This is a genomic window from Cognatiluteimonas telluris (assembly GCF_011320095.1).
Classification (GTDB): Bacteria; Pseudomonadota; Gammaproteobacteria; order Xanthomonadales; family Xanthomonadaceae; genus Cognatiluteimonas; species Cognatiluteimonas telluris.
Window position 1 is genome coordinate 1 of sequence record NZ_JAANOY010000032.1, and the last position, 22591, is coordinate 22591.

General features: G+C 69.2%; 24 protein-coding genes. 15 read left to right on the forward strand and 9 right to left on the reverse strand.

From position 1 onward, the window contains the following. On the reverse strand, positions 1–389 hold a 389-nt coding region (locus G7B67_RS11490; RefSeq protein ID WP_166212507.1), incomplete at its 3' end, for a hypothetical protein. A 70-nt stretch (positions 390–459) separates the two neighbouring features. Further along, entirely contained in the window at positions 460–1665 is a 1206-nt protein-coding gene (gene purT, locus G7B67_RS11495) for a formate-dependent phosphoribosylglycinamide formyltransferase (RefSeq protein ID WP_166212510.1), read from the reverse strand. 89 nt (positions 1666–1754) lie between these two features. Here purT and G7B67_RS11500 point away from each other — a divergent pair, with 89 nt between their 5' ends. From G7B67_RS11500 to G7B67_RS11530, 7 genes are all read left to right on the forward strand, one after another. After that, the gene (locus tag G7B67_RS11500) at positions 1755–2666 is read left to right on the forward strand and encodes an SdiA-regulated/phytase-like domain-containing protein (protein WP_166212513.1); all 912 of its coding nucleotides are present in this window, start codon (positions 1755–1757) and stop codon (positions 2664–2666) included. A gap of 126 nt (positions 2667–2792) precedes the next feature. After that, a complete protein-coding gene (locus G7B67_RS11505) occupies positions 2793–3677 on the forward strand; it encodes an SPFH domain-containing protein (RefSeq protein WP_166212515.1) in 885 nt (294 codons plus the stop codon). A gap of 100 nt (positions 3678–3777) precedes the next feature. Continuing rightward, the gene (locus G7B67_RS11510) at positions 3778–3969 is read left to right on the forward strand and encodes a type II toxin-antitoxin system antitoxin (protein WP_166212518.1); all 192 of its coding nucleotides are present in this window, start codon (positions 3778–3780) and stop codon (positions 3967–3969) included. Continuing rightward, the gene (locus G7B67_RS11515; protein ID WP_166212521.1) at positions 3959–4141 is read left to right on the forward strand and encodes a DUF4177 domain-containing protein; all 183 of its coding nucleotides are present in this window, start codon (positions 3959–3961) and stop codon (positions 4139–4141) included. Before G7B67_RS11510 ends, G7B67_RS11515 begins: the two co-directional genes overlap by 11 nt. Continuing rightward, the gene (locus G7B67_RS11520; RefSeq protein WP_243412354.1) at positions 4138–5454 is read left to right on the forward strand and encodes an alpha/beta hydrolase; all 1317 of its coding nucleotides are present in this window, start codon (positions 4138–4140) and stop codon (positions 5452–5454) included. Before G7B67_RS11515 ends, G7B67_RS11520 begins: the two co-directional genes overlap by 4 nt. A gap of 13 nt (positions 5455–5467) precedes the next feature. Further along, positions 5468–6109 carry a hypothetical protein gene (locus G7B67_RS11525; RefSeq protein WP_166212523.1) on the forward strand — a complete coding sequence of 214 codons (642 nt, stop codon included), beginning with the start codon at positions 5468–5470 and terminating at the stop codon, positions 6107–6109. Between the two features lie 9 nt (positions 6110–6118). Beyond that, positions 6119–6922, forward strand: coding sequence for a M15 family metallopeptidase (locus G7B67_RS11530; RefSeq protein ID WP_166212526.1), 804 nt, complete (start codon positions 6119–6121; stop codon positions 6920–6922). A 94-nt stretch (positions 6923–7016) separates the two neighbouring features. On the opposite strand, the gene G7B67_RS11535 is transcribed toward G7B67_RS11530, so the two are convergent. The 5 genes from G7B67_RS11535 to G7B67_RS11555 all read right to left on the reverse strand — a co-directional run bounded on the left by G7B67_RS11535 (position 7017) and on the right by G7B67_RS11555 (position 11475). Beyond that, entirely contained in the window at positions 7017–7691 is a 675-nt protein-coding gene (locus G7B67_RS11535; RefSeq protein ID WP_166212529.1) for a DNA-3-methyladenine glycosylase family protein, read from the reverse strand. Between the two features lie 12 nt (positions 7692–7703). Then, a complete protein-coding gene (locus G7B67_RS11540; protein WP_166212532.1) occupies positions 7704–8078 on the reverse strand; it encodes a DUF423 domain-containing protein in 375 nt (124 codons plus the stop codon). 75 nt (positions 8079–8153) lie between these two features. Beyond that, positions 8154–9296 carry a polyketide cyclase gene (locus G7B67_RS11545; protein WP_166212536.1) on the reverse strand — a complete coding sequence of 381 codons (1143 nt, stop codon included), beginning with the start codon at positions 9294–9296 and terminating at the stop codon, positions 8154–8156. Positions 9297–9539: 243 nt separating this feature from the next. Continuing rightward, positions 9540–10181, reverse strand: coding sequence for a response regulator (locus tag G7B67_RS11550; RefSeq protein WP_166212539.1), 642 nt, complete (start codon positions 10179–10181; stop codon positions 9540–9542). 55 nt (positions 10182–10236) lie between these two features. Next, positions 10237–11475 (reverse strand): sensor histidine kinase, encoded by a 1239-nt coding sequence (locus G7B67_RS11555; RefSeq protein ID WP_166212542.1) that lies wholly within the window; start codon positions 11473–11475, stop codon positions 10237–10239. Positions 11476–11685: 210 nt separating this feature from the next. On the opposite strand from G7B67_RS11555, the gene G7B67_RS11560 reads away from it, so the two are divergent. From G7B67_RS11560 to G7B67_RS11595, 8 genes are all read left to right on the forward strand, one after another. Next, entirely contained in the window at positions 11686–12303 is a 618-nt protein-coding gene (locus G7B67_RS11560) for a GNAT family N-acetyltransferase (RefSeq protein WP_166212545.1), read from the forward strand. Between the two features lies 1 nt (position 12304). After that, positions 12305–13114: a septum site-determining protein MinC gene (gene minC, locus G7B67_RS11565; RefSeq protein WP_166212548.1), complete on the forward strand. Its 810-nt coding sequence runs from the start codon at positions 12305–12307 to the stop codon at positions 13112–13114. A 106-nt stretch (positions 13115–13220) separates the two neighbouring features. Next, positions 13221–14030, forward strand: a complete 810-nt coding sequence (gene minD, locus G7B67_RS11570; protein WP_166212551.1) for a septum site-determining protein MinD — start codon at positions 13221–13223, stop codon at positions 14028–14030. 2 nt (positions 14031–14032) lie between these two features. Further along, entirely contained in the window at positions 14033–14296 is a 264-nt protein-coding gene (minE, locus tag G7B67_RS11575; RefSeq protein ID WP_166212554.1) for a cell division topological specificity factor MinE, read from the forward strand. 76 nt (positions 14297–14372) lie between these two features. Further along, positions 14373–14900, forward strand: coding sequence for a hypothetical protein (locus G7B67_RS11580; protein WP_166212557.1), 528 nt, complete (start codon positions 14373–14375; stop codon positions 14898–14900). 39 nt (positions 14901–14939) lie between these two features. Next, positions 14940–16910, forward strand: a complete 1971-nt coding sequence (locus G7B67_RS11585; RefSeq protein WP_166212560.1) for a M2 family metallopeptidase — start codon at positions 14940–14942, stop codon at positions 16908–16910. A gap of 78 nt (positions 16911–16988) precedes the next feature. Beyond that, entirely contained in the window at positions 16989–18098 is a 1110-nt protein-coding gene (locus tag G7B67_RS11590) for an aromatic ring-hydroxylating oxygenase subunit alpha (protein WP_166212563.1), read from the forward strand. Positions 18099–18312: 214 nt separating this feature from the next. Beyond that, positions 18313–19563, forward strand: coding sequence for an amino acid permease (locus G7B67_RS11595; RefSeq protein WP_279304000.1), 1251 nt, complete (start codon positions 18313–18315; stop codon positions 19561–19563). Positions 19564–19591: 28 nt separating this feature from the next. Here the strand turns inward: G7B67_RS11595 and G7B67_RS11600 are convergent, their stop codons facing one another. Both G7B67_RS11600 and G7B67_RS11605 read right to left on the reverse strand, forming a co-directional pair. Beyond that, on the reverse strand, positions 19592–20806 hold the full coding sequence (locus tag G7B67_RS11600; RefSeq protein WP_279304001.1) for a multidrug effflux MFS transporter: 1215 nt from the start codon (positions 20804–20806) through the stop codon (positions 19592–19594). Between the two features lie 164 nt (positions 20807–20970). Continuing rightward, the coding region (locus G7B67_RS11605; RefSeq protein ID WP_484482029.1) for an excinuclease ABC subunit UvrA at positions 20971–22591 on the reverse strand (1621 nt) is incomplete at its 5' end.

The window sequence follows — 22591 nt, forward strand, 5'->3', positions numbered from 1 at the left end:
ATCCCGCCTGCGCGGCGACGTCCCACCGGCAAGCCCGCCCGCGCCACGCGGGCGGGCGGGGGCGTCACTTGGCTTCGACGAAGACGTAATCGACGCCGGCCGGGGTGACCGCCGCCTTGACGCGGTCCGAAGCCGAAACTGCCGTCGACCTGGCTGGACACGATCATCCGCACCATCGAGCTGGGCACCATCAGTTCCAGCGCGATCGGCTCCCCGGTGGACGTCGTCCCGCGCATCGTCATCTCGATCAACGCGCCCCCGGTGTCGATTTCGTTGCAGACGACATGCTCCCCGCCCGGGCCGCCCTGCAGGTAGGGCTTGATCGCCTCGCCCAGCGCCTCCAGCGCCTGCGGGAAGAAGAACACGGCGTAACCGCTGGCGTCGTTCATGGCGGATCCTTGCGCTGGGGCGAAAAAGTTGTGTGGACCGCGACGCTGCCGTCGCTCATGGCCAAGCGTGTCAGTCGGCGCGTAGCTCCAGGGTGAGCGCAGCCGCGGCTTCGCGCGCGATGCGGCGCGCGCCATCGATGTCCTCGGCGCGCGCCAGCGTCACCGCCACGCGGCGATGCCCGGCCACGCGCGGCTTGCCGAACAAACGCAGCTGCGTATCCGGGTGCTGCAACGCGGCGTCGACATTGGAGAACACCGGCACGCCGTGGCCTTCGGCCAGCACCGCGCAGGAGGCCGACGGCCCGAGCTGGCGGATCGCGGGGATCGGCAAGCCGAGGATCGCGCGCGCATGCAGCGCGAATTCGCTCAGGTCCTGCGAGGCCAGCGTGACCAGCCCGGTGTCGTGCGGACGCGGCGAGACTTCCGAGAACCAGACCTCGTCGCCCTTGATGAAGAATTCCACCCCGAACACGCCCCAGCCGCCGAGCGCATCGGTCACCTGCCGCGCGATCCCCTGCGCCAGCGCAAGCGCGCGGGTCGACATCGGTTGCGGCTGCCAGCTCTCGCGGTAATCGCCGTCGGCCTGCAGGTGGCCGATCGGTTCGCAGAAGCTGGTGCCGCCGGCGTGGCGCACGGTGAGCAGCGTGATCTCGTACTCGAAGTCGACGAAGCCTTCGACGATCACCCGCCCGGCGCCCGCGCGGCCACCGGTCTGGGCGTACTCCCAGGCGGCCTGGATGTCGTCCGCCCCGCGCACCAGGCTCTGGCCGTGGCCGGACGAGGACATCACCGGCTTGACCACGCAGGGCAGCCCGATGGCGTCGATCGCGGCGCGGTAATCCTCGACGTTGTCGACGAAGCGATAAGGCGAGACCGGCAACCCGAGGGTTTCCGCGGCCAGCCGGCGGATGCCTTCGCGATCCATCGTCAGCCACGCCGCGCGCGCGGTCGGGATGATCCGGGTGGTGGCGCCGGTGGCGGCGTATTCGCGTTCAAGCTCGACCAGGGTCTGGGTGTGGATGGCCTCGATCTCCGGCACGATCAGGTCCGGCCGCTCGCGCTCGATCAACGCGCGCACCGCGGCGCCATCGAGCATGTCCAGCACGTGGCTGCGGTGGGCGACCTGCATCGCCGGCGCATCGGCATAACGATCCGCGGCGATGACTTCGACCCCGAAGCGTTGCAGCTCGATCGTCACCTCCTTGCCCAGCTCGCCTGACCCCAACAGCAGGACGCGCTTGGCATGGGGCGACAGCGGGGTACCGATCGTGGTCATGGGCCGTGGATGCGGAGGCGGGCGCGCAGTTTAGCGGCAGCGCCTGCCGCGGGCAGCGGCGCGAGGCGACCGCGTACCATGCTGCGGCCATGGCCGTCGAAGTCCGCCCCGCGCTGCGCCTGCTGTTGACCGTGTCGCTGGCGGTCGCGGGTTGCAGCGCGCCGGTCCCACCGTTCGCGCAGTTGTCGGGGTTGATCCTCGACACCCGCCTGAGCGACCTCAGCGGGCTGGCCGCGTCGCGCGAGACGCCGGACACGCTGTGGGCGCTGGACGACGGCGGCAATCCACCGGCGCTGTACGCGATCGGGCCCCGAGGCGGCGTGCAGGCGCGCATGCGCATCGCAGGCGTCGCCAACACCGATTGGGAAGACCTCGCGGCATTCGACCTCGGCCGCCGGCATTACCTGTTGATCGCTGATACCGGCGACAACGGCGGCCTGCGTAAGACCCTGCAACTGCACGTGGTCGAAGAGCCCCGCGCCGGCGCCGGTGGCACGCTGTCCGATGCCACGCTGCGGCCGGCGTGGTCGATCGCCTTCCGCTGGCCCGACGGGCCGCGCGACTGCGAAGCGGTCGCCGTGGATGCGGCGCGCGGCCAGGTGCTGCTGGTATCCAAGCGCAGGCGGCCGCCGGAGCTGTTCGTGCTGCCGCTGCGGCCCCAGGGTGCAGGCCTGCAGGTGGCACGGCGGGTGGGCCGACTGGCGGGCTTCGCCGGACCCGCACCCGAAGGCCTGTCGCCAGGCGACCGGTTGCGCAACCAGGTCACGGCCGCCGACATCGCACCCGACGGCCGCTCGCTGGCCGTCCTGACCTACCGCAGCGTGCGGTTCTACCCGCGCCGGAGCAGGCAGTCTTGGAGCCAGGCGGTGGCTGTGAAACCTCGCATCGAGCCCCTGGCGTGGCTGCCACAGGCCGAGGCGCTGGCGTGGGCGGCCGATGGCCGTGGGCTCTATGCCAGCGGCGAGCACAGCCCGGCGCCGCTGCTGTACCTCAACCCCTGATTGCGACCGGGCTCGGCCGGCCTCCCGCCCCGGATCCTGGCTGCGAGACGGCAAGAAGCTTGCATAGCAGATATCATGGTGATATCACTATGCATCGGCACTTCGCCGCACCCAGGACCCGCTGCAATGAAAGAGAACCCCATCCGCTCGGCCGCCGGAATTCCCTACCTGCTCGGCGTGCTGGTCGCGCTCGCCATCGCGGTCTGGCTGGTCGTCGCCGGTCTCGTCCCGGATCCGGACGCCGCGGGCATCCATTCCGGCCCGATGGCGGCCGCCGGCTTCTTGTTCGGCCTGGCGGCGCTGATCAGCATGGTTGGCCTGTACACCGTGCAGCCCAACCAGGCCGCCGTGCTGAGCTTCTTCGGCAAGTACGTCGGCACCGTGCGCGATACCGGCCTGCGCTGGAACAATCCCTTCTACAGCAAGCGCAAGGTCAGCCAGCGCGTGCGCAATTTCGAGAGCGGCAAGCTCAAGGTCAACGAACTCGATGGCAGCCCGATCGAGATCGCGGCGGTGATCGTCTGGCAGGTGGTGGACTCGGCCGAGGCGGTGTTCAACGTCGACGATTACGAAAGCTTCGTCCACATCCAGGCCGAATCCTCGCTGCGCACGATGGCCACCAGCTATCCGTACGACCAGCACGAGGAAGGCCAGCTGGCGCTGCGCAGCCACGCCACCGAAGTCTCCAAGCACCTGAAGGACGAGCTGCAGGCGCACCTGCTCGATGCCGGCATCCAAGTGCTCGACGCGCGCATCAGCCACCTGGCCTACGCGCCGGAAATCGCCCAGGCCATGCTGCAGCGCCAGCAGGCCAACGCCATCATCGCGGCGCGCACGCGGATCGTCGCCGGCGCCGTGGGCATGGTCGAGATGGCGCTGGCTGAGCTGCAGAAGAACGGCGTCGTGCAGCTGGACGAGGAGCGCAAGGCGCAGATGGTGAGCAACCTGCTGGTGGTGTTGTGCGGCGAGCGCGCGACGCAGCCGATCGTCAATGCCGGCACGTTGTACTGAGGGCGCACGCATGCACACGACCGCAGGCGCCATCGCCGACCTGATCATCATCATCGCGATCGCCGCACGCCGCCGCCGGCGCGACCGGAAGTAGCCGCGCGTGGCTGAAAAGAAGGCCTATCCACTGCGTATCAACGCCGACGTACTGGCTGCGATGCAGCATTGGGCCAACGACGAGCTGCGCTCGCTCAACGCGCAGATCGAATACGCGCTGCGCGATGCGTTGCGCAAGGCCGGGCGGCTGAAGTCGCCCGGCGCCGAACCGACCCAGGAGATCGAAGATGGCCAGTGAACGCTGGAGTTACCAGGTGGTGGAAGTGAAGCCCGGTTTCCTGGGCTCCACCCGGGATGCCGCGCAGGAGCGGCTGACGCAGCTCGGACTGCAGGGTTGGGAACTGGTATCGGCGATCCAGTCCCAGCGCTTCGCGCCCGTGCAGCTGTACATGAGGAAGCCGGCGCCATGAATCGATTCGCCGAGATCCTGGTTGGAATGCTTTTCAGCGCCAGCGCGTTCGCACACGGCCCAGCAAGCTCCACGGACATCGCCCTGCAACTGCTCGACCGCCTCGATGCGCGCGACTATGCCGCCGTAGAAGCGGGCTTCAGCGAGAAGATGGCCGCGGCCGTGCCGGCCGACAAGCTCGCGGCGGTGTGGGAATCGCTGCCCTCGCAGGCCGGCGAGCCGCAGGGCCGCGGCGCGCCGGTGCTGACCGCGCAGGACGGCGTGGACCTGGTCGTGGTGCCGCTGCATTACGCCAAGGCGGAATTGGTGGCGAAGGTCGCCATCGACGACGCCGGCCGCGTCATCGGCTTCCTGGTCCAGCCCGCACCGCCGCCCGCGGCCGCTCCGGTGGCGGCGGATGCCGGGTTCGTGGAGCGCGACTTCTCCGTCGGCGAAGGACCCCGTGCGCTACCCGGCACCCTGGCAATGCCCGACACCGGCAATCCACCGGCGCAGGGCTGGCCGGCGGTGGTGCTGGTGCATGGCTCCGGGGCATTGGATCGGGACGAAACCATCGGCCCGAACCGGCCATTCCTTGACATCGCACGCGGCCTTGCCGCGCACGGCATTGCGGTCCTGCGCTACGAGAAGCGCAGCCGGGCCCGGCCGCAGGACTTCGCATCGGGCGACTTCGACATCGACCAGGAAACCACCGACGACGCGGTCGCCGCGGTGGCCGCATTGCGCGCCGTGCCAGGGATCGATCCGGAGCGGGTCTTCGTGCTCGGCCACAGCCAGGGCGGGATGATGGCGCCGAGGATCGCGGCCCATTCCGGACAGGTCGCCGGGCTGGTATTGCTGGCGGCACCCGCCCGTCCGCTGCTCGACATCCTGGTCGAACAGAACGTGCGCCTCGCGGTCCTCGACGACGGCAGGACATCCCCCCGGGAAGCGGACGCGATCCAGGCCCTGCGGGCCCAGGTCGCCGCCGTGCGCTCGGGCGCGCCGGTCGAGCGGGCGCAGGCGCCCCTGCAGCAACCGGCCGCGTACTGGCGCAGCACCGATGCGGTGCATCCGGTCGCCGAGGCCCAGGCGGTGGCGCGACCGATGCTGTTCCTGCAGGGCGCGCGCGACATCCAGGTCGTCGATGCCGACTGGCAGGCCTGGAAGCAGGGCCTGCATGCGCGGCCGGACGTGAGCTTCCGGCTCTACCCGCAGCTCAATCATCTCGGCATCCCGGTCGCTGAGAACGAGGGACTTGCCGGATATGTCCACCCGGGCCATGTCGATGCCGCGCTGATCGCGGACGTGGCGGAATGGATCGATGCGCACTGACCGCTCCGTTTTGATGTCCACGGCGCCACGCCATTGGCAGGATCCCCGCCTGCGGCTGGTCCCGGCCAGCAGCCTGAGCCACGCCTGGCTGGCGCTGCTGTCCTTCGTGGTGCCCGTCGCCCTGGCGCTGGGGCTGCCGCCGCTCATGCACCGGTTCGATTCCACCGCGCACTGGGTCTCGCGCAGCCTGCAGGTGCAGGCATGGATCGACGACTGGATCGCTCCCGGCATCGTTGTGCTGCTGATGGCCGGCCTCTGGATCGCACTCGAATGCCTGTTGCGGCGACACCGGCTGCTGGTCGATGAAGCCGGCATCACCGTCGCGACCACCCTCTACACCCGCCGCCTGCCATGGCGCGACATTGACCTGGTTGCCGCCAAGGTCATCGACATCGAGGAACACACTGGATCCAGGCCGCTGCTGAAGTCCAACGGCGTTGCGGTACCCGGATTCCGCAGTGGCTGGTTCCGGGGTCGCGATTTCTCGCGCCTGTTCGTCGCCACGGCCGGTGGAACCCGCCTGCTCCGCATCCCGACACGGCTGGGCTACACACTGCTGCTGCAGGTGGTCGATCCCGGACTGCTGCTCGACCGCATGCGCACGCTGTCGCCGGTCGACCGGACGGGGAAGACGCCGGGCGCGCGGGGCCGGTAACCTGTGCCGATGGGTCCCGCCCGCGCCTACCTGCTCAACGCCCCCGACATCGAAGTCTGGCCGGCAACGCTGCTTCGCGCGCGCAGCAACCACGACGCACGGCTGCTGGCGCGCGCCTCCCATGTCTTCCGCCGCAAGCGCGACGGACGCTACCTGGCGGTGCAAGGCCAGGGGGGCGTGCAACCGCTGCTGCCGCGCTTCCTGCGCGAGCCCGGCTTGGATGCGGCGGTTGCGGCACTGGCGCGTTTCCACGATCCGCGCCGCGCCGGGTTGCAGGCCGTGGCGCCGTTGCCGGTCTCGCGCCTGCGCCAACGACTGGATGCACTCGGGCTTGATGCCGATGCCTATGCCGGACGAACCGGACTGGCGCTGGTGCCAGAACCCACGCTGCTCGCACTGGCCGGATACGACCGTTATCGCCGGCCCTTGTGGTTGCATCCGCGCGCGGCACTGGCGTGGCGGCAGCTGCACGACGCCGCCGCGCGCGAGGATGTCGCGCTCGAGGCCATCTCCGGGTACCGCAGCCATGATTACCAGCTGGGCATCTTCGATCGCAAGCGCGCGCGCGGGCAATCCGTCGACGCCATCCTGGGAGTGAACGCCGCGCCCGGGTACAGCGAGCATCATTCCGGCCGCGCACTGGATATCGGCACGCCTGGCGAGCCACCGGCCGAAGAAACGTTCGAAAACACCCCGGCTTTTGCCTGGCTGCAGGACAACGCAGCGCACTTCGGGTTCGGCATGAGCTATCCGCGCGACAACCCCCACGGCATCGTGTACGAGCCCTGGCACTGGTGCTGGCAGGCCGGGTGATCCGGCACCGGAGGCGCCGTGCCCGCATCCGCTGTTCGCGCGAGGAATGCCGGGTGATGCCGCAAGGCGGTTCCCGACGCGATCGCCGGGTCCGCTATTCCTGCGAACGCGTGGTCGCCGTCGATGGCGTGTTCGCGGCGTCGGCGATGCGCCACAGGTACAGCCCGGCGTAGGTGCGGAAGGGTCCCCAGCGCTCGCCGCGCGCAGCCAGCGCCTTTGGCGTGGGCATCGCCTCGGACTTGTCGATGACCTGAGCGCCCTTGCGGATGCCAAGGTCGTCGACCGGCAGTACGTCCGGCCGGCCGAGGCGGAACATGAGCATCATCTCCACGGTCCAGCGGCCGATGCCGCGGATCGGCAGCAGTGCGGCCACGATCGCATCGTCGTCCAGGGTCGCCATCCGGCGCAGCGTGGGGATCTCACCGTTCGACTCGCGCAGCGCCAGGTCGCGCAGCGCCAGGGTCTTGTTGCCGGACACCCCGCAGGCGCGCAAGCCGGCATCGTCGATGCGCGACAGCGTGTCGCAGTGGAAACGGTCGCTGCCGATCGCCGCTTGGACGCGGCCGACGATCGTCGCCGCCGCCTTGCCGCTGAGTTGCTGGTAGAGGATCGCGCGCGCCAGCGCGTCGACCGGATCGAAGGGTTTGCGCCAGCGCGGATCCGGTGCGATCGGCCCCAGCCGTTCCATCCAGCGGCCCAGCCTACGGTCGCGCCTGCACAGGTGCGCGAAGGCGGCCTGGGTATCGAATCCGCGCGCGTGTCGGGCCATTCCCGGTGCCCGTCAGCGCCGCAGGCGGTCCAGCGCGAACACCAGCCAGGACGCGATCGCCAGCGAGCCGCCGTAGGGCGCCAGGGTCAGCGGCCAGCCGGCGACAGCCTTGCCCACCAGGCTCCCGGCGAACAGCAACACCGCCAGCCACAGCCCTGACAACGCCGCCCGTCCGAGCCGGCCGCGCAAGCCGGGCGCCAGCGCCGCGATCGCCACGCCATGGCCGAAGGCGAACACCGCCGCGGCCTGCAACCGCGCCTGGTCGGGCCCGGCCAGGACGTGTGTGGCGTAGGCGGCAAGCGCAACGGCCGCCGCCGCATAGAGCGCGCCGCCAGCCGCCAGCCAGCGGCCGCGATCGCGGTGGTCGTACGACGACGGGTAGTGCATCGGTCGCTCCTCTCCTGCGGAAAGCAAAACGCCGCGTGGGGACGCGGCGCTTTGCGGGTCAGCCAGGCATCACGATTACTTGAGCATCCAGTACACGTCGTACTGGCCGTTCTCGGTGATGGCCTGGTCGATTCCATTCTTGTACACGTCCCACGGCCGGTCGGTGACATCCTGGCCCTGGGTGAGCGTCCATGCGCGCACGGCGTTGTGGACGTTTTCCAGCGACATCATGTAGCCGGTGTAGCTGACCGCCGCGGCCCGGCCGGGCTTGGTGTCGACGGCTTTCACCGGACCTTGCAGCTTCAGCCCGGTCAGCGGCACGAACGGCGCGGCAGGCGCGGCGGCGGCAGCCTCGGTGGCGCCCGCATCGCCGTCGCCGGCATCGCTGGCCCCCGCAGTGCCACCACCGCCACGACGCACCGGCTGGGCGACATCGAAGGTGTAGGTCTCGCGGCCGAACTCGGTAGAGATGATCCGCAGCGGACCGGCGGCCACAAGGCCACTGGCCTCCATGCTGCGCTTGATCCATTCCAGGTCGGACTTCATTGCCGCAGCCAGCTTGTCCGGATCGCGCGCGATGGACCCGGCATTGACCACGAGCAGGTGCTCGGCCGGCACGTCGACGGTGCGGAAATTGCTCCAGTTGCTGCCCTGCATGCGGTAGTCGACGTTGGGCACCGAGGTCAGCATCGTGGCCAGGCGGCCCAGCCCCATGCTCATGTCGTCGCCGACATGCCCTGCGACATACAGGCCGGCGTAACGGCCCAGCAAATCCCAGCCATAGGTGACGTCGTAATTCTCGGTGATCTGGATGTTGCGCCCCGCATGGCCGGTGGGACGCAGCACGAACGTCGCGCGCTTGTCATGGCCGCGCTGGTTGTTGGTGATGGCGTAGGTGACGCTCTTGCCCGGATCGTTGGCGACGATCTCCCAGCTGCCGCTGCCGATGGCGGCATTCTCGGAGCTGTAATCCAGCCGCGCACCGACGCCCGACGGCGGACCGGACAACGTGACCTTCATTTGCGGATCGCGCAGCAGCAGCGGGTTCCAGTCGTCGAAGCGACGCAGGCTGTCCAGCGTGTCGTAGACGATCGTCAGCTTGCGGTTGGTCTCCACCTTCTCGGTGAGGTGGCGGCTGGAGGGCAACGCAAGGCTGATCACCAGGAACAGCGCGGTGACGATCGCCAGGGAAATCAGCACTTCGATCAAACGGGTCATTCAGGGTTCTCCGGGCCCGCTCCGGCTTGGCCGGCGCGCAGACCTGCCATCGTAGCGCGCCGCAGGGCCGCGAGGAAGGCGCGCAGGTGGCCGGTATGGGTCGATGGGCAGCGTCGCGGGGCCATCCGGCCACCATCATCGCCAAACGGCGCGGTCCGGGTCGGCGTAGCCGGGGTAAGCGCGGCGCACCCGGGTTGGCTGCATCCGGTCCAAAGCACCGCGGGCGCCCTGCGCTCCGGGTGCTCAGACCAGCTGCAGCTCGAACGCCTTCAGCACCGCCCGGGTCCGGTCGCGAACGCCCAGCTTGGACAGGATGTTCGAGACGTGGTTCTTGATCGTGCCCTCGGCCACGCCGAGCGAATTGGCGATTTCCTTGTTGGAGAAGCCCGACGCCATCAGCCGCAGGATTTCCGTTTCACGATCCGTCAATGGATCAGGCCGGTCCAGGCTGACGAACTCATTGCGCATGTGCTCCAGGCCCGACAGCAGCCGCTGGGTGACGGCCGGCTGCACCAGCGATCCCCCCGCCGCGACGGTCTGGATCGCACTGACCAGCTGTTCAAGCGAGACATCCTTCAGCAGGTAACCCTTGGCGCCGGCCTTGAGCCCGGCGAGCACCAGCTGGTCGTCATCGAACGTCGTCAGGATGATCGTCGGCGGCAGGGCGCCCAGGCGTGCCAGCGCCTGCAGCGCCTCCAGCCCCGACATCGCCGGCATGCGCATGTCCATCAGCACGACGTCGGGCTTGACCTGTGGAATGAGTTCGACCGCCTGCTTGCCATCGCCGGCTTCGGCGATGACATCGATGCCTTCAGCCAGCGCCAGCAACGACCGGATGCCCTGGCGCACCAGGGTCTGATCGTCGACCAGGCAGATTCGGATCATGCAACCTCTCCACGGTGGGCAACTGGAATCGCATGCGGGCCAGCCGCGGCGATGGTCATTTCAACGCAACCGAGGCTTCGGCCGGGCCAATCAGCGGTCGCCGCGGCGACAGCGGTGCGTTCAGGCCGTCCTCCAGTGGCAGCACGATGTCGAGCGCGAAGCCCTGCCCGGGGGCGGTGTCGATCTCCACCCTGCCGCCGTAGGCCGCAACGCGCTCGCGCATGCCGCGCAGCCCGTTGCCGGCGGTCGGCGCGACGGCGCCGCGGCCATCGTCCCGCGCCTGCAGCCGCACCACCGGGCCGTCCAGGAGATAGGCCAGCTGCAGCGTCTGCGCCTGCGCATGGCGCACGGCATTGGTGATGATTTCCTGCGTGCAGCGCAGCAGGACGTGCGCGCGTTCCGGATCGTCCAGGCGGAAGGGCTCGGGCATCTGCATCGCGATGCGCAGGCCGGCGACGTGGTCGGCCAGCGGCAGCAGCGTGGCCGACATGTCGATGGCATCGTCGTCGCGCAGCCGGCTGACGGCTTCGCGCACGTCGCTGAGCAGCAGCTTGGCCAGCGTGTGCGCCTGGTTGACGTGTTCCTGCGCCTTGCCGTCCACCAGGTGGCCGGCGACTTCAAGGTTCAGGCTCAGCGCCGTGAGGTGGTGTCCGAGCAGGTCGTGCAGCTCGCGCGAGATCCGCGTGCGTTCGTTGATGCGCGCGCTTTCGGCCAGCAGCGCGCGCGTCGCCCGCAGCTCCGCATTGAGCCGGCGCTGCTCCTCGCGCGCCTGCGCCTGCTGCCGCGCGACCAGGCTGGTGACGAACACGAAACCCGAGAAGCCGGCGTAGAGCAGCGACTGCATCAACGCTTCCAGCCACGACATGTCCAGCCAGCGCACGTACACCGGCACCACCAGGAATTCGCTCAGCACCAGCCACGCCACGCCCACCGGCAGCGACAGCAGCCAGGGCAGCACGCACGCGGCCACCATCAGCAGGATGCTGCCCAGGCCACTGGCGCTGTAGTAGCTGATCGCGACCGCACTGCCGGTCAGCGCCGCCAGCAGCAGGTAGTCGAAGGGCCGCGCCCGCCGGCTGCCCAGGCCGCGGGTCAGCCACCCATAGCTGATGCCGAAGGCGGCGTAGGCCACCCAAGCCTGCCAGTCGATGTGGGCGCCGACCACCGACTCCTCGCCCAGCGCCGACGGCTCCACCGGCATCAGCGACAGCAGCAGCAACGGCATCCCGATCACCGCCCACGTGAACAGGCCGGCGTAGCGCAGCAGTCGACTGTGGTTCAGGCGCGCGAACATGCCGCAGTGTAGGCATAAAGCGGCCGGCGGCGAGTCCCACCAAAGTCATGCCGGGGGCATTGCGGGGCGCCATCGCGGTCGCTGCCCCGCGACCGGCATGCGATAATCCGGCGCTGTCGTGGCGTGCCGCGCCATGGCGCCGACGGCGCGCCGGGCAGTGCGCCATCCTTGGACGCGGGCCGCGGCAACATCAAGCATCGGGGGTCAGGAATGTCGATTGCCATCCGCGACGTGCGCGAGCACGAGCTGGATTCCGTCCTTGCCCTGAACAACGCCGCCGGCCCCGCGATCCTGCCGCTCGATGCGGCGCGCGTGCGCCGCTTTTTTGCCGAAGCCGAATATTTCCGCGTCGCCGAGCGCGATGGCGCCATGGCCGGCTTCCTGGTGGGGTTCGGCTCGGGCGCGCGCCACGACAGCGACAATTTCCGCTGGTTCCGCGAGCGCCACGGGGCGTTCTTCTACATCGACCGCATCGTGGTCGCCAGCCGCCGCCGCGGTGGTGGCGTGGGGCGGGCGTTCTACGCCGACGTGCAGAGTTACGCGGAACTCCGCTATCCCGAGCTCGCCTGCGAGGTGTTCCTCGAAGGCGAAAGCGATCCGGCATTGCTCTTCCATGGCAGCTTCGGCTTCCGCGAGATCGGCCAGCACCTGATGCGGTTCCCGCAGGATGCCGGGAGTCCACCGCGTCGGGCGGCGATGCTGATGAAGGAGCTGTGCAGCTATCCCTGGGTCCGCGACACCTATGGCGACCGCCTGCCGGCCGAGCCGTGGATACCGCGGCCGCGCGCTGGCGTGCAGCCTCCCCCGCACCGCGCGACGGGGACCTGAGATGGCGTCTGCGGCCAGCAGCGGCGCGTTCGATTTCGAACCCGCCGGCGAATTGAAGATCGGCCAGGTCGGCATCGCCAACCTGCGCGTGCGCACGCTGGACGTCGACAAACTCGGCCAGGAAATGCGCGAACGCGTGGCGCGCGCGCCGAAATTGTTCGCGCGTGCAGCGGTGGTGGTCGATTTTGGCGCGCTGTCGGCGACGCCTGATGCGCCGACGGCACGCGCGCTGCTGCAGGCGTTGCGCGATGCCGGCGTGCTGCCGGTGGCGCTGGCCTATGGCAGCAGCGACAACGAGGCGCTGGCAGTCGACCTGGGGCTGCCGCTGCTGGCGAAATTCCGGGCCCAGTACGAACCGGCGGCAAGCGACCGGGGCGAGTCCCTGAAGCCGGAACGCAAGGCGTCCACCCCCGAGGCAGCCGCGCCGGCCAGCGCATCCCCGGCGCCGCTGCCGAAAGGTGCCCCCGGGACCGGCGAGCCGGGGCTCGTGCAGACGGCACCGGTGCGTTCGGGGCAGCAGGTGTACGCCGAAAACTGCGACCTGACCGTCGTCACCGCGGTCGGCGCCGGCGCCGAAGTCATCGCCGACGGCTCGATCCACATCTACGGAGCATTGCGCGGGCGTGCCTTGGCGGGTGCGCAGGGCAACGGGAATGCGCGGATCTTCTGCCGCGCATTCCACGCCGAACTCGTCGCCATCGCCGGGCATTACAAGGTGCTGGAAGACCTGCCGAAGGACCTGCGCGGCAAGGCCGTGCAGATCTGGCTGGACGCCGGCGAGTTGAAGATCGCGGCGCTGGGAGAAGCCTGATCGCCCGCCACCCGACCCGCGACCGCCGGGACCTGGGTTTACCCTTCGAACACCACCATCCGCAAACCCGAATTTTCCGATCCACCACGAATCACGGAGAAGTGCCTTGGCCGAAATCATCGTAGTCACGTCCGGCAAGGGCGGCGTCGGCAAGACCACGACCAGCGCCAGCATCGCGTGCGGTCTCGCGCGCCATGGCAAGAAAGTCGCGGTCATCGATTTCGACGTCGGCCTGCGCAACCTCGACCTGATCATGGGTTGCGAGCGGCGCGTGGTGTACGACTTCGTCAACGTCATCCACGGCGAGGCGACGCTCAAGCAGTCGCTGATCAAGGACAAGCGCTTCGACAACCTGTACGTGCTCGCCGCCTCGCAGACGCGCGACAAGGATGCGCTGACCAAGGAAGGCGTGCAGAAGGTGCTCGACGACCTGGCCGAGGACGGCTTCGAATACATCGTCTGCGACTCCCCGGCCGGCATCGAGAAGGGTGCCTTCCTGGCGATGTACTTCGCCGACCAGGCGGTGGTCGTGGTCAATCCGGAAGTGTCCTCGGTGCGCGATTCCGACCGCATCCTCGGCCTGCTCGCGTCCAAGACCCGCCGCGCCGAGAACGGCGAGCGGGTCAAGGAGCATCTTCTCCTGACCCGCTACAGCCCGGGCCGCGTGGAAGGCGGCGAGATGCTGTCGATCACCGACGTCGAGGAGGTCCTCGGCCTCAAGACGATCGGCGTGATCCCCGAATCCGGCGACGTGCTCAACGCGTCCAACAAGGGCGAGCCGGTGATCCTGGACATGGAGTCGCCCGCGGGCCAGGCCTACGACGACGCCGTCGCGCGACTGCTCGGCGAGACGCGGCCGATGCGCTTCACCCAGATGGAGAAGAAGGGCTTCTTCAGCAAGCTCTTCGGGGGTTGAGCATGGGCATGTTCGATTTCCTCAAGGCGAAGAAGAACACCGCCTCGATCGCCAAGGATCGCCTGCGCATCATCATCGCGCAGGAGCGCAGCACGCTCGGCGGGCCGGATTACCTGCCGCTGCTGCGACGTGAACTGCTCGAGGTCATCCGCAAATACGTCAATGTCGACGTCGACGCGGTCAAGGTCGACCTGGTCAAGGAAGGCGAGCACGACGTGCTGGATATCTCGGTCTCCCTGCCCGAGCGCGGCATGACGCCTTCGTAGGGCGGGTTCCAACCCGACGCGTGCCCGTGACCCATTCCACCGACCCGCGCGCGGGGTGGCCACAAATCCGCCTCGCATGCCGCCAATGACATCCGTCCTCGCACTTGGCGACATCGCGATCGCCGATGTCGCCGCCCTGCTCGCAGGCTATGGACTCACGCTGTCGATGGTGGACGACGACGCGCCGATCCCCGGTAGCTACTGGGGCGAACCGGAAGCCGGCCTCGTCGGCGACACCGTGTTCGCGCGCGGCGACACGCCGGTGCACTCGCTGCTGCACGAAGCCGCGCACCTGATCGTTCTGGACCCGCAGCGCCGCGCCGCCCTGCACACCGACGCCACCGATTCGATCGAGGAAGAGGACGCCGTCTGCGTCCTGCAGTCGCTGCTCGGCGATGCACTGCCCGGCGTCGGCGCCGCGCGCGTGCTGGCGGACATGGATGCCTGGGGCTACACCTTCCGCCTGGGCTCGGCGCGCGCATATGTCGAAGCCGACGCCGATGCGGCCTGGGCCTGGCTGGCGCAACGTGGCCTGGTCGATGCGCGGCGCCGGCTGCGGCTGCCGCCGGACCTCCGACTTGCGCCCCCATCGCGCCCGGCCTAGCCTGCCCGCTGCTGCCGTCCTGCCCGCAAGGAACCCACCGTGAAACATCGCAATGCCCTGTTGGCGCTGGCCATCGCCGTCGTCGCGCTGTCGCCGGCCGCCTGCAGGCGCACGCCTTCGCCCACGGCCGGGACCGGCACCACCGCGGCACCCAACGCACCGGCCAACGAGACGCCGGACCAGTTCGTCGCCCGCGTCAACCAGGAGTTCCGCGACAGCTACACCGAGCTCAGCGCCGCGCAATGGCTGTCGGCCACTTACATCAGCGACGACAGCGAACTGGTCGCGGCCAAGGCCAACGAGCGTTGGCTGACGCGCCTGAACGGATGGATCGAGCAGGCGCGCAGCTTCGAAGGCCAGCCGATGTCGCCGGCCAGCGCGCGCTCGATCTCGCTGCTCAAGTTGATGACGGCGATGCCCGCGCCGCGCGATCCAAAGCGCCTGGCCGAGCTCACCCGCATCGCCACCCACATGGAAGGCATGTACGGCGCCGGCACCTGGTGCAGCGACCCGGCCGACAAGGCCAGCTGCCAGCAACTGGGCCAGCTCGAGAACGTGCTGCGCAGCAGCCGCGATTACCACACCCAGCTGCAGGCCTGGAACGGCTGGCACACGATCTCGATGCCGATGCGCAAGGACTACGTGCGCTTCGTCGAGCTGGTGAACGAAGGCGCCAAGGACATGGGCTTCGCCGACGCCGGCGAGGTCTGGCGTTCCGGTTACGACATGCCGCCGGCGCAGATCGCCGCCGAAACCGACCGCCTCTGGAGCCAGGTCAAGCCGCTGTACACGCAGTTGCACTGCTACGCGCGCACCAGGCTCGATGCGACCTACGGCAACGACAAGGGCGAGGTTGCCGGGCGCATGCTGCCCGCGCACCTGATGGGCAACATGTGGCAGCAGGACTGGAGCAACCTGTGGGACCTGCTGCAGCCCTACCCCGGCGCCGGTAGCCTGGACATCACCGGCGCACTGCAACGCCAGTACCGCACCGACTACGCCACCGAGCTGTCGCTGCACCCTGGTGCGCAGGCCCCGGTGGAACTGGTGGACATCGAACGCAGCGCGCAGCTGGATGTCGCCAGGCAGATGGCCAGCCGCGCGCAGGATTTCTACGTCTCGCTCGGGATGCAGAAGCTGCCCGACAGCTACTGGGAGCGCTCGCAGTTCATCAAACCGCGCGACCGCGACGTCGTCTGCCACGCCAGCGCCTGGGACATGGACATGGCCGGCGACGTGCGCACCAAGCTGTGCATGCAGCCCAACGAGGAAGACTTCACCACCATCTACCACGAGCTGGGCCATCTCTATTACGACCTGGCCTACAACAAGCTCACGCCGATCTTCCAGCAGGGCGCGCACGACGGCTTCCATGAAGCGATCGGCGACACGATCGTGCTGGCGATGACGCCCGAGTACCTGCATTCGGTCGGGCTGGTCGACGCGCCGCAGCGCTCGCACGAAGCGCTGGTCAACACGCAGATGCGCATGGCCTTGAGCAAGGTCGCCTTCCTCCCGTTCGGGTTGATGATCGATCGCTGGCGCTGGGGTGTGTTCGACGGCTCGATCCCGCCGTCTGATTACAACCACGCGTGGTGGGCACTGAAGGCCAAGTACCAGGGCGTGGCGCCGGTGGCGCCGCGCGGCGAGGACTTCTTCGACCCGGGCGCGAAGTACCACGTGCCGGGCAACACGCCGTACACGCGTTACTTCCTGGCCAACATCCTGCAGTTCCAGTTCTACAAGGCACTGTGCGATGCGTCCGGCTACCACGGCCCGCTGTATGCATGCAGCTTCTATGGCAACAAGGCGGCCGGCCGCAAATACATGGCGATGCTCGAGAAGGGCGCCAGCCAGCCCTGGCAGCAGACGCTCAAGACCCTGACCGGCAGCGAGAAGATGGACGCCTCGGCGCTGCTGGAGTACTTCGCGCCGCTGCAGGAGTGGCTGCAGCAGCAGAACGAAGGCCAGGCCTGCGGCTGGCAGGCGTCGGCGGTCCCGAACCGCTAGCGTCCGCGCCGGCGGCGTTGCGGCGGGCGGCGCCAGGGCGCGCGCACGCGAGTGCGGTTTTCGTCGGATACTCCGGGCATGGATCCGTTCCCCGCAACCGACCTTGCCGTCCAGCCGCTCGACCATGCGACCGCACTGCCGGCGCGCTTCTACATCGATCCGTCGCTGGCCGCGCTGGAGCGGCGCGCGATCTTCGATCGCAGCTGGCAACTGGTCGCCCACGTCTGCCAGTTGCGCCATGCCGGCGACCATGTCGTCGCCGACTTCGCGGGCCTGCCGGTGCTGGCCGTGCGCGGCGCCGACATCGACGACGCGCCCGGCGAGATACGGGTGTTCCACAACGTCTGCCGCCATCGGGCCGGTCCGATCGCGCTGTGCGACGGCCTGGGTGCGAAATCGCTGCGCTGTCGCTACCACGGCTGGACGTATGCGCTCGACGGGCAGCTGAAGTCCGCGCCCGAGATGGGGAGCGCCGCCGATTTCGACGTCGCCGACATCCGCCTGCCGCAGCTGCAGGTACGGGTCTGGCAGGGCCTGGTGTTCGCCGCGGCCGCCGCGCCGGACATGGCCTTCGACGCACTGGTCGCCGGGATCGACGCCCGCATCGGCGCCCAGCGCGGCCTGCAGCACTACGGCCACCACCAGCGCGTGGGCTATGACCTTGCGTGCAACTGGAAGGTCTACATCGACAACTACCTGGAGGGCTACCACGTCCCCCACGTGCATCCGGCGCTCAACCGGATGCTCGATTACCGCAGCTACCTGACCGAAACCCACGACTGGCATTCGCTGCAGTGGAGCCCGCTGGAAAGCAGCCCCGGGCTGTATGGCAATGGCGACGCGCTCTACTACTGGCTGTGGCCCAACACCACCCTCAACATCCTCCCCGGGCGGTTGCAGACCAATCGCGTGGTGCCGGTCGCGGTGGATCGCTGCCGGGTCGAATTCGACTTCTACTATTCGACCGATGGCGACGACGCCGACGCCGGGCAGGCACGTGCGCGGCGCGAAGCCGACCTCGAATTCAGCGACGAGGTGCAGCGTGAGGACCTGAGGATCTGCGAGGACGTGCAGCGCGGACTGGCCTCGGGTTCGTATGTCGCCGGTCGCCTCAATCCGCTGCGCGAAAGCGCGGTGCATCATTTCCAGGAGCTGCTGCGCCAGGCGTATCGCGCGCCACCGGCGTAGCGGTGCGCGTTGTCCTGGTGCCGCGGCCCGGGCGCGCTGTTCGTAGGCGCGGCTTCCGCCGCGAGCCGTTGTCTTTGGTTCGACCCACGTCGCCTGGATTTCAACGATCATCGAAACGCTCGCGGCTGGAGCCGCTCCCACGCAGGGCCGTGCCGTAACCGAAGCGATTGCCATCCCGACGCCCACGCCCGCCGCCGCGGCCCGCCCGCTCGGCCTGTGGTCTGCGACCGCACTGGTCGTCGGCAGCATGATCGGCTCGGGCGTATTCCTGCTGCCGGCCTCGCTGGCGCCCTACGGCGCATCGAGCCTGCTCGGCTGGGGCGTGACCTTGTGCGGCGCGGTGCTGCTGGCGCTGACCTTCGCGCGGCTGGCGCGGCGCTGGCCGCGGACCGGTGGTCCGTACGTCTTCGCGCGCGAAGGCTTCGGGGACGCCGCAGGCTTCATCGTCGCCTGGAGCTACTGGGTGTCGGTGTGGTGCGGCAGCGCGGCGATCGCGGTCGCTTTCGCCGGCAGCCTGGGTTCGGCGTGGCCGGCGCTGACCGCGACGCCATTGCGCGCCGCGGGCTGCGCGTTGGGCGGACTATGGCTTTGCAGCGCGGTCAACCTCGCCGGGGTGCGCGAGGCCGGGCGCATGCAGGTCGCCACCACCGTGCTCAAGGTGTTGCCGCTGCTGCTGTTCGGCGGCGTGGCGCTGTGGTTCGTCGACGCCAGCCATTACCGGCCGTTCAATCCCAGCGGCGAATCGCTGCCGGGGGCGGTGCAGTCGACGGTCGCACTGACGTTGTGGGCGTTCCTGGGACTGGAAGCCGCGACGATTCCGGCTGGCGCCATCCGCAATCCGGAACGCACGATCGCGCGCGCCACCGTGCTCGGCACGTTGCTCGCCGGCATCGCGACCATCCTGGCCTGCACCGCGGTGCTCGGCCTGCTTCCCGCGGAGATGGTGAAAACATCGCCATCGCCGATGGCCGATGCCGCGCGCAGTTTGTGGGGCACCGGCGCGGGCTTCGGCATCGCGGTGCTCGCCGCCGTCTCCTGCCTGGGCGCGCTCAATGCGTGGGTGCTGATTTCGGCACAGGTGCCGTTCGCGGCCGCGCGCGACGGCCTGATGCCGCGCCGCTTCGCGCGTGTCAACGCGCGCGGCACGCCTGCGTTCGGGGTCATCGTCAGCAGTGCGCTGTCCTCGCTGCTGGTGCTGTCCAACTACAGCCACTCGCTGGTGCAGCTGTTCACGTTCTCGATACTGCTGTCGACGGCGGCGACGTTGTTGCCGTATGTCGTCAGTACCGCTGCGTGGTTGCGGCGCGGTGGCAAGGGCGGTCGCATCATCGGGCTGCTCGCGTTGGCGTACAGCGTGTATGCGCTGCTCGGGACCGGCCGTGAATCCCTGCTCTGGGGCGCCGGCCTGCTGCTCGCAGGCGCGCCGATCTACGCATGGCTGCGCCTGCGCCGCGCCGATGGCTAGCCGGATCCGCGGACGGCCGTAGCCGCCGCTACATCCGGTCCGTCGGCTCCAGCGCCGGCGTCAGGGTCGATCCGTCCGGCACCCGGTGGGCGTGCATTTCCCAACGCCAGAACGCCCAGCCGAGGAAGGCGAACACCACCGCCCCGAGGGCGAGATGCACGCGATCGTGGCTGAGCCAGGGCGACAGCACGCCGGCGATCAACGCATTCGACACCAGGCTGGTGAAGGCCTGCAATGAGGACGCCGCGCCGCGCTGGCGCGGATACATGTCGAGGATCGCCAGCGTCAGGATCGGGAACACCAGGCCGATGCCGAAGGCATTGAGCATCATCGGCAACACCGCCCAGGGGATCGATGGCTGCGCGACCAGCAGGTTGTAGGCGACGTTCGCCAGCACCGCGACGGCGCAGCAGGCGAATCCGATCGCGCTCTGCCGCCGACCGCTCATTCGCCCGGCCGTGCGCCCAGACACGAACGCACCCAGCATCATCCCGCTGATCATCGGCACGAAGAACCAGCCGAAGCTGCGCTGGTCCAGTCGCAGGATGTCCAGCACGAACGCCGGCGCCGAGGCGATGTACAGGAACAACGCGCCGAAGTTGAACGCGCCGGCCGCCGCCAGTCGCTGGAAGCGCGGGTTGAGGAAGATCCCGACGTAGTCGCGCAGCAGCCGGCGTGGCTGCACCGGCAGTCGCGCCGCCGGTGGATGCGTCTCCGGCAGGCCGAACCAGGTCGCCAGCCACAACGCCATCGAAAACGCGACCAAAAACCAGAAGATCATCGGCCAGCGCTGCCAGCCCAGGATCCAGCCACCAATGATCGGCGCGATCGCCGGTGCCACGCCGAAGATCATCGACACCTGGCTCATCAGCCGCTGCGCATCGTCGCCGTGCAGCAGGTCGCGGATCACCGTGCGGCCGACGATCAGGCCCACGCCGGCCGACAGTCCCTGCAGCGCGCGGAACAGCAGCAGCGTGCCGAGGTCGCGCGACAGCGCGCAGCCCACCGACGCCAGCACGAACACCGCCAGCCCGCCGAGGATCACCCGCCGCCGCCCGATCGCATCGGACAGCGGGCCGTGCACCAGGCTCATCAGCGCATACGCGATCAGGTACACGCTGATCGTCTGCTGCATCGCCAGCGTATCGGCGCCCAGTTGCGCGCCGATCTGCGGGAAGGCCGGGAAGATCGTGTCGATCGAGAACGGCCCGAACATCGCCAGGCCGCCGAGCAGGAACGCCAGCCGCCGTGGTGTCTGTCGATGGACGTTGGCGGCGTTCAATGCAGGGGCTCGCGATCTGGCCGGGCATGGTAAGGGAATCGACACGCCGCCTGCGTGCGCACTACGGCATTCCTGCCGATGCGCCCACGATCGCGGCAATCCATCACCCGCCGGCATGCCCGGAGCTAGGCCAACCATCGTCGCAGGTAAGGCGCGGTCGCACTGCCCTTGCAGCGGCTGACTTCGCGCGGCGTCCCGGCCGCGACGATGCGGCCACCCTCTTCGCCCGCGCCCGGCCCGACGTCGATCACCCAGTCGCTGTCCGCGACCACACGCAACTCATGCTCGACCACCACCACCGTGTTGCCGGCATCGACCAGTCCCTGCAGCTGTGCGATGAGCTTGTCGACGTCGGCCGGATGCAGGCCGGTGGTCGGTTCGTCGAGCACGTACAGCGTGTCCCCGCGCTGGCTGCGCTGCAGCTCGGTGGCGAGCTTGATGCGCTGGGCCTCGCCGCCGGACAGTTCGGTCGCCGGCTGTCCGAGGCGCAGGTAGCCCAGGCCGATGTCCTGCAACAGGCGCAACGGCCGCTGCACGTTCGCTTCGCCGTCGAAGAACACCAGCGCCTCGTCGACGCTCATCTGCAGCACTTGGGCGATGTTGCGCCCGTGCCAGGCGACCTCGAGCGTCTTGGCGTTGTAGCGCGCGCCATGACAGGTGGGACACGGCGCGAACACGCTCGGCATGAACAGCAGCTCGACGCTGACGAAACCCTCGCCTTCGCAGGTTTCGCAGCGTCCCTTGGCGACGTTGAACGAGAACCGGCCGGCGTCGTAACGACGCGACTTCGCCAGTTTCGTCGCCGCGAACAGCTTGCGCACCGGATCGAACAGCCCGGTGTAGGTGGCCAGGTTCGATCGCGGCGTGCGACCGATCGGCTTCTGGTCGACGTTGACCAACCGGCCGATCGCGTCGGCGCCCGCGCCGAGCCGGCCGGCCGCGCGCGCGGCGACCGATGGCGTCGGCGCCTCGCTGTCCGCGGCCTGGTCTTCCGGTTCGTGACCGAGCCGTGCGCCGAGCAGTTCGACCAATGCCTGGCTGACCAGGCTCGACTTGCCCGAGCCCGAAACGCCGCTCACGGTGGTGAATGCGCCCAGCGGGATCCGCGCGTCGACGCCGTGCAGGTTGTTGCGCACGATGCCGTGCAGTTCCAGCCAGCCCGAGGGCTTGCGCGGCCTGCGATGGATGGTGGCTTCGGTGTGGAACAGATAACGCCCGGTGCGCGATTCCGGTACCTCGCGCAGCCCCGCGGGTGGGCCGCTGTAGAGCACCTGCCCGCCCTGCGCGCCGGCCTCCGGGCCGACGTCCACCAGCCAGTCGGCGCGCCGCATCATGTCCAGGTCGTGTTCGACCACGAACAGGCTGTTGCCCGATGCCTTGAGCTGGTCGAGCGCGCGCAGCAGCGCTTCGCTGTCGGCCGGGTGCAGGCCGGCCGAAGGCTCGTCGAGCACGTACACGACGCCGAACAGGTTGGAACGGATCTGGGTCGCCAGCCGCAACCGTTGCAGTTCGCCGGGCGAGAGCGTCGGCGTGCTGCGATCCAGCGACAGGTAACCCAGCCCGAGCGCCTGCAGCGTGCCGATGCGTTCGACCAGGTCGTGCGCGATGCGTTGCGCGGCGATGCGCTTTTCTTCCGACAGGTTGGGCGTGCGGCGCACGTCGCTGCCGCCAGCGTGCGCCGAGCCGCCGGCGGCGACGCGCCGGCGCGTGTCCGCGCGCGCATCGGCGCGACTGAGCGTGGCCCGG

Excerpts from the sequence above, each read along its gene's own strand:
- purT (WP_166212510.1), bottom strand. The coding sequence starts at position 1,665 with ATGACCACGATCGGTACCCCGCTGTCGCCCCATGCCAAGCGCGTCCTG.
- G7B67_RS11500 (WP_166212513.1), top strand. The coding sequence starts at position 1,755 with ATGGCCGTCGAAGTCCGCCCCGCGCTGCGCCTGCTGTTGACCGTGTCG.
- G7B67_RS11505 (WP_166212515.1), top strand. The coding sequence starts at position 2,793 with ATGAAAGAGAACCCCATCCGCTCGGCCGCCGGAATTCCCTACCTGCTC.
- G7B67_RS11515 (WP_166212521.1), top strand. The coding sequence starts at position 3,959 with ATGGCCAGTGAACGCTGGAGTTACCAGGTGGTGGAAGTGAAGCCCGGT.
- G7B67_RS11520 (WP_243412354.1), top strand. The coding sequence starts at position 4,138 with ATGAATCGATTCGCCGAGATCCTGGTTGGAATGCTTTTCAGCGCCAGC.
- G7B67_RS11525 (WP_166212523.1), top strand. The coding sequence starts at position 5,468 with ATGTCCACGGCGCCACGCCATTGGCAGGATCCCCGCCTGCGGCTGGTC.
- G7B67_RS11530 (WP_166212526.1), top strand. The coding sequence starts at position 6,119 with ATGGGTCCCGCCCGCGCCTACCTGCTCAACGCCCCCGACATCGAAGTC.
- G7B67_RS11535 (WP_166212529.1), bottom strand. The coding sequence starts at position 7,691 with ATGGCCCGACACGCGCGCGGATTCGATACCCAGGCCGCCTTCGCGCAC.
- G7B67_RS11540 (WP_166212532.1), bottom strand. The coding sequence starts at position 8,078 with ATGCACTACCCGTCGTCGTACGACCACCGCGATCGCGGCCGCTGGCTG.
- G7B67_RS11545 (WP_166212536.1), bottom strand. The coding sequence starts at position 9,296 with ATGACCCGTTTGATCGAAGTGCTGATTTCCCTGGCGATCGTCACCGCG.
- G7B67_RS11550 (WP_166212539.1), bottom strand. The coding sequence starts at position 10,181 with ATGATCCGAATCTGCCTGGTCGACGATCAGACCCTGGTGCGCCAGGGC.
- G7B67_RS11555 (WP_166212542.1), bottom strand. The coding sequence starts at position 11,475 with ATGTTCGCGCGCCTGAACCACAGTCGACTGCTGCGCTACGCCGGCCTG.
- G7B67_RS11560 (WP_166212545.1), top strand. The coding sequence starts at position 11,686 with ATGTCGATTGCCATCCGCGACGTGCGCGAGCACGAGCTGGATTCCGTC.
- minC (WP_166212548.1), top strand. The coding sequence starts at position 12,305 with ATGGCGTCTGCGGCCAGCAGCGGCGCGTTCGATTTCGAACCCGCCGGC.
- minE (WP_166212554.1), top strand. The coding sequence starts at position 14,033 with ATGGGCATGTTCGATTTCCTCAAGGCGAAGAAGAACACCGCCTCGATC.
- G7B67_RS11580 (WP_166212557.1), top strand. The coding sequence starts at position 14,373 with ATGCCGCCAATGACATCCGTCCTCGCACTTGGCGACATCGCGATCGCC.
- G7B67_RS11590 (WP_166212563.1), top strand. The coding sequence starts at position 16,989 with ATGGATCCGTTCCCCGCAACCGACCTTGCCGTCCAGCCGCTCGACCAT.